The sequence below is a fragment of the Streptomyces sp. NPDC008121 genome, from assembly GCF_042957155.1.
Lineage (GTDB): Bacteria > Actinomycetota > Actinomycetes > Streptomycetales > Streptomycetaceae > Streptomyces.
This window is the reverse complement of record NZ_JBIBHT010000007.1, coordinates 111,944-123,005: the sequence shown is the minus strand read 5'-3', so window position 1 is coordinate 123,005 and position 11,062 is coordinate 111,944. Positions and strand designations below refer to the sequence as shown.

The 11,062-nt window shown below is 75.0% G+C and carries 11 protein-coding genes; 9 read left to right on the top strand and 2 right to left on the bottom strand.

The genetic code is table 11. The features are described from left to right. Positions 1-35: 35 nt before the first annotated feature. From ACFZBD_RS23275 to ACFZBD_RS23235, 9 genes are all read left to right on the top strand, one after another. Positions 36-1,121 (top strand): nitronate monooxygenase, encoded by a 1,086-nt coding sequence (locus tag ACFZBD_RS23275; RefSeq protein WP_391142532.1) that lies wholly within the window; start codon positions 36-38, stop codon positions 1,119-1,121. Next, on the top strand, positions 1,118-1,861 hold the full coding sequence (locus ACFZBD_RS23270; RefSeq protein WP_391142529.1) for a 16S rRNA (uracil(1498)-N(3))-methyltransferase: 744 nt from the start codon (positions 1,118-1,120) through the stop codon (positions 1,859-1,861). The genes ACFZBD_RS23275 and ACFZBD_RS23270 overlap by 4 nt, the downstream gene beginning before the upstream one ends. Positions 1,862-1,949: 88 nt before the next feature. Next, positions 1,950-3,344 (top strand): AAA family ATPase, encoded by a 1,395-nt coding sequence (locus ACFZBD_RS23265; RefSeq protein ID WP_391142526.1) that lies wholly within the window; start codon positions 1,950-1,952, stop codon positions 3,342-3,344. Then, positions 3,341-4,429, top strand: coding sequence for a tetratricopeptide repeat protein (locus ACFZBD_RS23260; protein WP_391142522.1), 1,089 nt, complete (start codon positions 3,341-3,343; stop codon positions 4,427-4,429). The genes ACFZBD_RS23265 and ACFZBD_RS23260 overlap by 4 nt, the downstream gene beginning before the upstream one ends. 63 nt (positions 4,430-4,492) lie before the next feature. After that, positions 4,493-5,809 (top strand): low temperature requirement protein A, encoded by a 1,317-nt coding sequence (locus ACFZBD_RS23255; protein WP_391142520.1) that lies wholly within the window; start codon positions 4,493-4,495, stop codon positions 5,807-5,809. Positions 5,810-5,907: 98 nt separating this feature from the next. Next, positions 5,908-6,267, top strand: a complete 360-nt coding sequence (locus tag ACFZBD_RS23250; RefSeq protein ID WP_391142517.1) for an HIT domain-containing protein — start codon at positions 5,908-5,910, stop codon at positions 6,265-6,267. Positions 6,268-6,279: 12 nt separating this feature from the next. Then, the gene (locus tag ACFZBD_RS23245; RefSeq protein ID WP_391142515.1) at positions 6,280-7,182 is read left to right on the top strand and encodes a ribonuclease Z; all 903 of its coding nucleotides are present in this window, start codon (positions 6,280-6,282) and stop codon (positions 7,180-7,182) included. Positions 7,183-7,186: 4 nt separating this feature from the next. Then, a complete protein-coding gene (locus ACFZBD_RS23240; protein ID WP_391142513.1) occupies positions 7,187-8,191 on the top strand; it encodes an adenosine deaminase in 1,005 nt (334 codons plus the stop codon). 228 nt (positions 8,192-8,419) lie between these two features. Continuing rightward, a complete protein-coding gene (locus ACFZBD_RS23235; RefSeq protein WP_391142511.1) occupies positions 8,420-9,148 on the top strand; it encodes a DUF4232 domain-containing protein in 729 nt (242 codons plus the stop codon). 36 nt (positions 9,149-9,184) lie between these two features. On the opposite strand, the gene ACFZBD_RS23230 is transcribed toward ACFZBD_RS23235, so the two are convergent. Together ACFZBD_RS23230 and ACFZBD_RS23225 are read right to left on the bottom strand one after the other, a co-directional pair. Beyond that, a complete protein-coding gene (locus ACFZBD_RS23230) occupies positions 9,185-9,523 on the bottom strand; it encodes a hypothetical protein (protein WP_391142510.1) in 339 nt (112 codons plus the stop codon). Between the two features lie 128 nt (positions 9,524-9,651). Further along, the gene (locus tag ACFZBD_RS23225) at positions 9,652-10,989 is read right to left on the bottom strand and encodes an MFS transporter (protein ID WP_391142508.1); all 1,338 of its coding nucleotides are present in this window, start codon (positions 10,987-10,989) and stop codon (positions 9,652-9,654) included. Positions 10,990-11,062: the final 73 nt, after the last annotated feature.

Sequence of the window (11,062 nt, the reverse complement as noted above, 5' to 3'; positions counted from 1 at the left end):
TCGGTCACCCGGCCCGCTCATGACACGATGCCTGCATGTCCACCACCGCACTGAGCGATCTGTCCCGATACCCGATCGTGCAGGCCCCCATGGCGGGTGGCGCCTCCTGTCCGCAGCTGGTCGGAGCGGTCTGCGAGGCCGGCGGGCTCGGCTTCCTGGCCGCCGGCTACAAGACGGCGGGCGGCCTGTACCAGGAAATCAAACAGGTGCGCGGGCTGACCGGGCAGCCCTTCGGCGTCAACCTCTTCATGCCGCAGAGCGGGCAGCCCGCCGACCCCGCCGCCGTCGAGGTGTACCGCCATCAGCTCGCCGGCGAGGCGACCTGGTACGAGACGGCCCTCGGCGACACGGACAGCGGCCGCGACGACGCGTACGACGCGAAGCTGGCCATCCTCCTGGAGGACCCGGTCCCCGTCGTCTCCTTCACCTTCGGCTGCCCCGGCGGCGACACCCTCGAAGCCTTCGCCCGCGCCGGTACGTTCACGATCGTCACCGTCACCTCCGCCGAGGAGGCCCAGGCCGCCCAGCGGGCGGGCGCCGACGCGGTGTGCGTCCAGGGCGTCGAGGCCGCCGGGCACCAGGGGACCCACCGCGACGATCCGGAAGCCGACGCCGGGACCGGACTCCTCAGCCTGGTCACCCAGGTCAAGGAGGCCGTCCAGCTGCCGATCGTCGCGGCCGGCGGACTGATGCGCGGGGCGCAGATCGCGGCCGTGCTCGCCGCCGGAGCCGGCGCCGCCCAGCTCGGCACCGCCTTCCTCGTCTGCCCGGAATCGGGCGCGCACCCGCTGCACAAGCAGGCCATGACCCATCCGCTGTTCGCCAGGACCGAGCTGACGCGCGCCTTCTCCGGCCGTCCGGCGCGCGGGCTCGTCAACCGCTTCGTGCGCGAGCACGGGCCGTACGCCCCCGTCGGCTATCCCGAGGTCCACCACCTCACCGCCCCCCTGCGGAAGGCCGCCGCCACCGCCGGAGACGCGCAGGGCATGGCCCTGTGGGCCGGCCAGGGCCACCGCCTCGCCCGGGAACTCCCGGCCGGCCAGCTCGTGGAGGTGCTGGCCGCCGAACTCGACACCGCGCTCCGCGCGCTCTCCGCGACCGCCCAGAGGAATGTGACATGACCGCCCCCGTCTTCGTCGTCGACGCCGTACCCGGCCCCGGCGCCTTCGTGCTCGACGGCCCCGAGGGCCGGCACGCCGTCTCCGTGAAGCGCCTGCGGGCGGGCGAGGAACTCGTCCTCACCGACGGGCGCGGCGCCTGGGCCGCGTGCGCGGTGACCGCCGCCGAGGGCAAGGACCGGCTGACCGTCGAGGTCGAGGCCGTCCACCGGGACCCGGAGCCGGCGCCGCGGATCACCGTCGTCCAGGCCCTGCCCAAGGGCGACCGGGGCGAACTCGCCGTCGAGATCATGACGGAGACCGGCGTCGACGCGATCGTCCCGTGGGCCGCCTCCCGCTGCATCACGCAGTGGAAGGGCGACCGCGGGCTCAAGGCCCTCGCCAAGTGGCGGGCCACCGCCCGCGAGGCCGGCAAGCAGTCCCGCCGTACCCGCTTTCCCGAGGTCGCCGACGCGATGACCGGCAAGCAGGTGGCTGCGCTGCTCGCGCGCGCGGACTTCGCGGCCGTCCTGCACGAGGACCGCGCCCACCCGAGCGGGGCCCTCGCCGACGCCCCGCTTCCGGCCGACGGCGACATCGTGCTGGTCGTCGGGCCCGAAGGGGGCGTCTCCCCGGAGGAGTTGGCCCTCTTCGAGGAGGCGGGCGCGAAGCCGTACCGTCTGGGCCACAGCGTCCTGCGCACCTCCACCGCCGGCACGGCGGCCACGGCCCTGCTGCTGGGCCGCACCGGCCGCTGGTCCTGAGCGGGCGCCCGCCGCGGCGGCCGGTCCGGCCTCCGTCGTGGCCCGGCCCGGTGGACAGGGGCGGGGGCGGGCTCCTTAGGCTGCTGGCATGGCCGACGAATCCCCTCTGATCCGTAGTCTGCGCGCCGCGGTCGCCGCCGCCCCCGGAGACGTACCCCTGCGGCTGCACGTCGCCGAACTCCTCCTCGCCGAGGGGCGGAACGACGAGGCCGTGGCGGAGGCGGCCGTCGCGCTCCAGCACGCCCCGGGGGACGCGGCCGCCCGCGCCGTGATGGCCCGCGCGATGGGCCTGCCCGCGACCGGCCCGGCGACCCCGGAGGTTTCGGCGGCTCCCGAGCGCCCGGACAACGCCCCGGCAGCCCCGGCGGCCCCGGAGGTCCCACCCGCCCCTGAGGCCCCGGACGCCCCTGAGGTCCCACCCGCCCCCACCGCCCCACCCGCCGCACCCGCCCCCTTCGACTGGGACGCCGCCGAGCGCGAGGTCGGGGACGTCGTCGGCCCGCGGTTCGTGGAGAGCGGCCCCGACGGGGACGGCGGCGGCGGTCTGGAGCGGCCGCTGACCGCCGACGGGAGCGGCGACCCCGGCGACGCGTCCGCCTGGGACGTCGACGCCCCCGGATCCGTACGCCTCGCCGACGTCGGCGGCATGCAGCAGGTCAAGGACCGCCTGGAGGCCGCCTTCCTCGCCCCCATGCGCAACCCCGAACTGCGCAGGCTCTACGGCAAGTCGCTGCGCGGCGGACTGCTCCTCTACGGCCCTCCCGGCTGCGGCAAGACCTTCATCGCCCGCGCCGTCGCCGGCGAACTCGGCGCGAGCTTCCTGTCCGTCTCGCTCTCCGACATCCTGGACATGTACATCGGCACGTCCGAGAAGAACGTCCACGACATCTTCGAGACCGCCCGCCGCCAGGCGCCCTGCGTCGTCTTCCTCGACGAGCTGGACGCCCTGGGCGCCAAGCGGTCCCGCACCCACCACAGCGGCCTGCGCAACGTCGTCAACCAGCTCCTCACCGAACTCGACGGCGTCGACAGCGGCCCGGGCAACGACGGTGTCTTCGTGCTCGCCGCCACCAACGTCCCCTGGGACGTCGACCTCGCGCTGCGCCGCCCCGGCCGGCTCGACCGCACCCTGCTCGTGCTGCCGCCCGACGCCCCGGCCCGCGAGGCGATCCTCCGCTACCACCTGCGCGAACGCCCCATCGAAGCCGTCGACCTCGGCAAACTGGCCAAGGTCACCGAGGACTTCTCCGGCGCCGACCTCGCCCATCTCTGCGAGACCGCCGCCGAGTCCGCGCTCCTCGACTCCGCCCGTACCGGCACCGTCCGCATGATCGGGATGAAGGACCTCCTCGGGGCGGCCAAGCAGATCAAGCCGTCCAGCGAGTCCTGGTTCGCCGCCGCCCGCAACGTCGCCATGTTCGCCAACGACGGCGGCACCTACGACGACCTCCTCGCCTATCTGAAGCGGAAGCGGAAGCTGTGACCGGACCGACGAGCCCCGCCCTGGCCAGGGCCGACGCGCTCTTCGACACCGGCCGGTACGAGCAGGCCGCCGCCCTCGCCGCCCGGCACCTCGCCGACGCCCCGCAGGACGCCGCCGCGCTCGTCCTGCTCGCCCGCTGCCGGCACCGCCTGGGCCGCGAGGAGGAGGCCCTCGACGCCGTCGAACAGGCCCTGCTCGCCGAACCCGACTCGCTCGGCGGCTGGCTGATGCGCACGCACGTCCTGCTCGCGATGAAGCAGTACGAGGAGGCGGAGCGGTCCGCCCGCTACTGCGTCGAACTCGCCCCCCAGTACTGGGGGAGCCACTACGCCCTGGGCAGCGTCCTCGACCGCTCCGTGCGCAGGGAACGCAAGCTGGAGGCCTACCAGGCGGCCCGCACCGCCGTCTCCCTCGCGCCCGAGGAGAGCGACGCGCACTTCCTCGTCGGACTCACCGCCCACCGCGTCGGCGACCACCGGCTGGCCCAGCGCGCCTACGAGACGGCGCTGCGCCTCGACCCCGAGAGCAGCGAGGCGCACAACAACCTCTCCCTGATCCACCTGCGCCGCCGCTGGCTGCGGCCCGGAGCCTGGACGAAGGCGGCCGAGGGCTTCGTCGAGTCCGCCGCCCTCGACCTGAACGACCGGCAGGCCCGCTACAACCTGGAGGCCATGGCCTGGGGCACCGTCGCGGGCGCCCGCTGGGTCGCCTTCCTCGGCTTCGTCGCGTCGGCCGTCGGCTCGGCGGCCGTGGACCCCGGCGCGAGCGCGGGCGAGGCGCTCGTCCCGCTCCTGGTCGGCATGGCCGTCATCCTCGGCGGGTGGGGCGGCTGGGCGCTGTGGATGGCCCGGCGCGTCCCGCCACGGCTGCGCCGCCCGCTCCGCCTGGTCGCGCGCAACTGCCGCCCGGTGGTCGCGATGGGCGTCGCCGTCGGGCTGCTCGGCCTGCACTCGGTGGTGACCGTGGCGCTCTGGCCGACGGACGCGGCTGCCGTCGGCGCGCTCGGCTTCCCGCTGTTCTGGGTCGTCGTGATCACCTACTGGGTCAGCCGCGCCGCGCTCCAGCGCCGCGCCCCCAAGAGCTGATCGCACCGCGCCCCCGGGTGTCGGTGCGGTCGCCTGACCCGGTCGGGCCCGAATAATTCCGGTATGCCCGCATCTCCCGAGGAAGCGGCGGTACGCGTCCCCGAGCCGCTGCCGGCCGGCGAACGCCACGCCTCCTGGCTCGAGCTGTTCTTCGACCTGATCGCCGTCGCCGGGGTGGGGCAGATCGCCCATCTGCTGCACACCGGGCCGACCGGCCCGGACCTCGCCGAGTACGTGCTGCTCTTCCTGGCGTTCTGGCTCACCTGGGCCCTCTTCACCATGTACGGCAACATCGCCGGGGAGGGGACTCGGCTCCTGCCGATGGTCGCCGGGATGTTCGGCATGTCCGTGATGGCCGCGGCCGTCCCCGGCGTGAGCGGGTCCGATGACCGGGCCTTCGCCTTCGCGCTCGCCTTCGTCCTGGTGCGGGTGGCCGCCTCGCGCGTCTGGCAGGCCCGCGGCCAGGTCCTCGCGGATCTGCCGGTGGTCAGGCTCGGCGGTGGGCTCGTCCCCTGGATCGTGTCGTTGTGGGCCGACGGCGACGACCGGCTGTGGCTGTGGGGGGTGGGCCTGACGATCGACATGTTCGTGATGGTCAAGGTCTCGCGCACCACGCTGCAGCGCGAGATCGACGAGGACTGGACGCACGAGGAGCGGCGGCACGCCCGACGCGGCCCCGCCACCCCGGACGCGGCCGCTCCGGACCCCGGCGCCCAGGGCCCCGCCGAACGGCCCTCCGCCCCGCAAGCCCCCGCACCGCCGGGCCCCGCCCCCGGGGACCGTACGCCGGCGGCCCGCGCCAAGCCGCGGATCGTGAGCGCGGACGTGCCCCATCTCGCCGAGCGGCTGGGCCTCTTCACCCTGATCGTGCTCGGCGAGGGGCTCGTGCAGTCGGTGGACGCGGCCGGCGAGGCGGTGTGGGACCGGCCGCTGCGCACGGTCGGCGTCGCCGTCTTCACCGTCCTCGTCCTGCTCTGGTCCCTGACGCTGCGCTCCGGCTCCTCCGGCCTGCCCCTGCTGGCACCGGGGGCGCTGCCGGTCCGGCGCGTACTGCCGCTGCACTGCGTCTTCACCGGAGCCGTCGCCGCCCTCGCCGCCGCGCTCGGCCGCGCGATGGGGGAGGCCGAGGAGGCGCTGCCCTCCCCGGCGCGGCTCCTGATGGGCGGTGCGCTGGTGGTGATCCTGCTGGTGGCGGCCGTCGGCGCGCTGGCCTCGGGCCGGGGCCGTTGGTGGACGACGGCCGCCGTCGGCCCGCCGCTGCTCGTGGCTGTCGTTCCCGCCGCCACCTCGTGGCCGGAGCACACCGGGGCGGTCACCGGCCTGGCGGTCCTCACCCTGCTCTGGCCCGTCCTGTGGTCCGGCCGGCGCCCGGCGATCTGACGGAACGCCCGCTCGTCGACGTACGCCCCCGCCCCGGCCGCCCGCGCGGCCGATACGATGCCGTTGTACTGATCATCGAAGGCGAGGAGGCCCGGGCCATGGCCGGAGAGCCGCAGAGCGACTGCCTGTTCTGCAAGATCGTGGAAGGGGACGTCCCGGCGACGATCGTCCGGGAGTCGGAGACGACCCTCGCCTTCCGGGACATCAACCCGCAGGCGCCCACGCACGTCCTCGTCATCCCGCGCCTCCACTACCCCGACGCCGCCTCCCTGGCGGCCGCCGCGCCGACCGTGGCCGCCGACGTGCTGCGCGAGGCCGGGGAGATCGCCGCGCAGGAGAAGGTCGACGGCAGCGGTTACCGGATCATCTTCAACACCGGTGCCGGCGCGGGCCAGACCGTCTTCCACGCCCACGCCCACGTGCTCGGCGGCCGCGGCCTCAACTGGCCCCCCGGATAAGGAGAACCGGTCGTGTCCGTACGCGAACTGGTCGTCCTCGGCACGGCCAGCCAGGTCCCCACCCGGCACCGCAACCACAACGGCTATCTGCTGCGCTGGGACGGCGAGGGCATCCTCTTCGACCCCGGTGAGGGCACCCAGCGCCAGATGCTGCGGGCCGGGGTCGCGGCGCACGACATCGACCGGATCTGTGTGACGCACTTCCACGGCGACCACTCGCTCGGCCTGGCCGGGGTGATCCAGCGGATCAACCTCGACCAGGTCCCGCACCCGGTCGCCGCGCACTACCCGGCGAGCGGACAGCGCTTCTTCGACCGGCTGCGGTACGCCACGGCCTACCGCGAGACCGTGCGCCTGGCCGAGGTCCCCCTCGCCGCCGACGGCCCGTTCGCCGTCACCGACGCGTACACCCTCGACGCCCACCGGCTCTCGCACCCCGTCGAGTCGTACGGCTACCGGCTGACCGAGCCGGACGGGCGCCGCATCCTGCCCGCGAAGCTCGCCGAGCGCGGGATCGCGGGCCCGGACGTCGGCCGGCTCCAGCGCGAGGGCGTCCTCGACGGCGTCACCCTCGACGAGGTCAGCGAGACACGACGCGGCCAGCGTTTCGCGTTCGTCATGGACACCCGGCTCTGCGACGGTGTGCGGGTGCTCGCCGACGGCGCCGACATGCTCGTCATCGAGTCGACCTTCCTGGACGAGGACGTCCGGCTCGCCACCGACCACGGCCACCTGACGGCCGGACAGGCCGCCGACGTGGCGCGCGAGGCGGGGGTGCGCCATCTCGTGCTGACCCACTTCTCGCAGCGCTACGACGACCCGGCGGAGTTCGAACGCCAGGCGCGGGCCGCCGGGTTCGAGGGCGAGCTGACCATCGCCCGGGACCTCATGAGGGTTCCCCTACCGAAAAGATAGATCCATGCCCCATCCCCTCCCCAAGGCCGAGCTGCACCTCCACATCGAGGGCACCCTCGAACCGGAGCTGGCCTTCGCCCTCGCCGCCCGCAACGGCGTCACCCTGCCGTACGCCGACACCGAGCGGCTGCGCGAGGCGTACCTCTTCAGCGACCTGCAGTCCTTCCTCGACCTCTACTACGGGCTGATGGCGGTGCTGCGCACCGCCGAGGACTTCACCGAACTCGCCGACGCCTATCTGGGGCGGGCCGCGGCCCAGGGGGTGCGGCACGCCGAGGTCTTCTTCGACCCGCAGGCGCACACGGCGCGCGGCGTGGACATCGGCACGGTCGTGGAGGGTCTGGCGGCGGCGCTGGACGGCGCGGAGGAGCGGTACGGCGTCTCCACCCGGCTGATCATGTGCTTCCTGCGCGACGAGTCGGCCGAGTCGGCGATGGCGACCCTGGAGGCGGCGAAGCCGTACCTGCACCGGATCACCGGCGTCGGCCTGGACTCGGCCGAGGTCGGCCATCCGCCGTCGAAGTTCCGCGAGGTGTACGCGGCGGCCGAGGCGCTGGGGCTGCGCAAGGTCGCCCACGCGGGCGAGGAGGGCCCGCCGGCCTACATCCGCGAGGCGCTGGACGTCCTCGGCGTGGAACGCGTCGACCACGGTCTGCGCGCGATGGAGGACCCGGAGCTGGTCGAACGGCTCGCCCGGGAACGGATCCCGCTGACGCTCTGCCCGCTGTCGAACGTACGGCTGCGGGCGATCGACGTCCTGGAGGACCATCCGCTGGCCTCGATGATGGACGCCGGTCTGATGGTGACGGTCAACTCCGACGACCCGGCCTACTTCGGCGGGTACGTCGGGGACACCTTCGCCGCCGTGCGCGGCGCCCTCGGGCTGAGCCGGGACCAGCTGCGGACGCTGGCCCGCAACTCCTTCGAGGCGTCGTTCCTGGACGACGACGAGGAGCGCAGGCGGCGGTACCTCGCCGAGGTCGAGGCGTACGACTTCGACGCGGAGTAGCCGCCGCCGCGGCGGCCGAGCGGGTGGCGAGGGGCTCGCCGTCCCGTTCCGGCGTTCCAGGAAGAGGCGTTCGCGCAGGTCACCTGGGGTGGAACGTCCCCGCGTCCCACGTCGGCCGGGAAAGCTGGCGGTGGCGGTGGTCCGCCCGGCACCGTTCTGTCCGGCGCCACCGGGGAGCACCCGGCGGCGCCGGACAGATCCGACGCCACCAGCCACGGGGGAACACCCATGCGTACGTTCCGCAGCCGCACCGCCGTCCTCGCCACCGCCGCGAGCGCCGTCCTCACCCTGACGCTCACCGCCTGCGGAGGGGACGGATCCGCGCCGAAGGCGGCCGGCCCGGCCTCCCTCCCCGCCTCCCCGTCGGCCGCCGCCCCGGCCCCCGCGCCGACGGCGGGCGGCGGTACGGAGACGGGTGGCACGGCGACGGGCGGCGGGACGTCGACGGGCGGCGCCGCCACCGCCGGGCAGCACACCGCCACCGGGAAGCGCACCGCGCAGGGTTCCGGCGCGCGGAACTCCGCCGACGCCGCGACGACGCGCGTCTGCACGCCCCGGGACGTCACGGTCAGCGCCACCCTGGACGACGGACCGCCCTACACCCACCTCGTCCTGACGGCGCGGAACACCTCCCGCCAGAGCTGCCGGCTGGACGGCTACCCGGAGATCCAGTTCCTGGAGAGCCACCGGGAGAATGTCCCGGCGGTCGCCGCGAGCAAGCCCGCCGCCCCCGTCGTCCTGACCGCCGGCGCCCCCGCCTACGCCCGGGTGCGGCTCTCCGACGGCGGTGTGGACGAGCACAACGAGCCGGTGACCGCCTTCTCCGTCACGCTCCGGGGAAGCGACGAGGTGATCGCGGTGCGGGCGCCGGGCGCGGGGGGCATCGCCGTCGACCCGGCGGCGTGGGCGACCGGCTACTGGACGCCCCAGCTGCGCGACGGCGCGGACGACTTCTGATCCGCAGGTCCCGCGTACGCCCGCCACGGCGGTGGATCACCGGAGACCGGCGATCCACCGCTGGAGCGTGAGGTGGGTCGCGTCGTCGAGCCGGCACAGCGCCTCGATCGCGGCGAGATCCCCCGGCAGGGGCGCGATGCCGGCCGTGGTGAGCGCCGCGTGCAGGTCGAGACGGCGCCGGTCCTCCGGCTCCAGCACCATCCGCAGGCGACTGGCGGGGGCCGGCGCGGGCAGCGGGTACTCCAGGGGCTCCATGGTCCCGAGGACCGTGCGGGGGTCGTCGGAGTCGTCATGGGCGAGCACGGCGGGGAAGCGGTAGGGGTCGAGGTCCGAGAGCGCGGTCGGGGCCATGGGGAAGGTCTGGAGCCCGTTCATGAATGCCTCCTCAGGTGTCGTGCGACTGGTGAGGAGGAGTACGGGGCGGCCGACGGCGGTTGCGGCGGGCCCCGTTCACCACCCGGATGTCCCCTATCCCATCTCGTCACACAAGCGCCCCACCGGCGCTAGCCCCGGTCGGACGGGCGGGCCAGCCGGAAGGAGCGCTGGCCGGCCCGGCGGGCGGCCGGTACGGCGACTTCCGCGACCTCCTGTTCCGGGGCGCCGATCTGGGGCAGCAGGCCCGTGGAGGCGGTCGTGGTGCCCGCGACCACCGCCGCCGGGGCGCCACCACGGCGGCGGACGGAGCCCGGCACCAGCGGCCGGCCCGAGGTGTGCAGGGCGACCGCCGTCATCGGGGCCGCGACCAGCAGCAGCACCACGCACAGCACGCGCCCCATGCCCGGATACCCGGCCGCCTCCGAGAGGACGCTGCCGACGACCGGCCCGCAGGCCACCCCGAGCGAGGACGCGGAGCCGACCAGCACCGCCCAGCGGCCGCGCGGGTCCAGGGAGGCGGCCAGGCCCAGCAGATACGACAGGACCACCGGGTAGAAGAGGTTCCAGAGGACCTCGCCGGTCGCGAAGGCGGGCAGGCTGCCGGCCGCCGAACTCAGCAGGACGCAGCACGCGATGATCGCCGTACCGGCCCCGATCGGCACCGCGCGGCCCAGCCGCGCACCCAGCGCGCCCGCCGCCGTGACCCCGAGGAGACCGGCGCCGAGCGCCACGGCGAAGACGGCGCCGACGGTGACCTCGCTCAGCCCTGCCTGGGTGAGCCCGATCCGGCCGCTCACGCCCCACAGGGCGTTCTGGGCCATCGACCAGAGGACGATGCCCACGGCGAGCACCAGGCCCGAGCGCCGGTGGGGGAGCGGCGAGCCGGCCGGGTCCGCCACCGGCACCGTGGCGCGGGCGGCGCCCCGGCGGGGCCCGCTCGCCAGACCCGCCGTCAGGGGCCATACCAGCACGGCCGCGAGGGCGATCGCGGCGAACGGCAGCGCGTGGCCGCTGCCGAGGTGGGGCAGCGTGAGGTAGAGCGCGCCTGCCGCCGCCGAGACGGACAGGAGCCCCAGCGTCGAGGCGCGGTGCGGGTCCCGCCGGGCGGCGATGCCGGTCGCGGCCACCGCCGTCGCCGTACCGGAGCCGAAGCCGCCGACGATCGCACCGCCGACCACCAGCGGGACGGTGGCGGTGAGCGCGGCCGTGCCGTAGCCGACGGCCATGGCCAGCAGGCCGATCCGCGCCCCACGGCGCGGGCCGATCCGCTCCACGCGCGCGGCGAGCGTGAACCCGGCGCACGCGGAGGCGAGCAGCAGGACCGAGCCCGCCAGACCGGCCTGGGCGGGGGTGAGACCGAGACCGGCGGAGAGCCGGCCGACGACGGTCGGCAGCAGGTACGGAGCGAGGTAACCGGCCGTGAACAGGGCGACGAGAGGCCCCAGGGCGCGCGGGCGCGACAACATGGGCGTTCCAGGAAAGGAAGAAGAAGGGGGGGTGGAGCGCCCGGTGTTGCACGGGATCGCGGACCTATGTAAC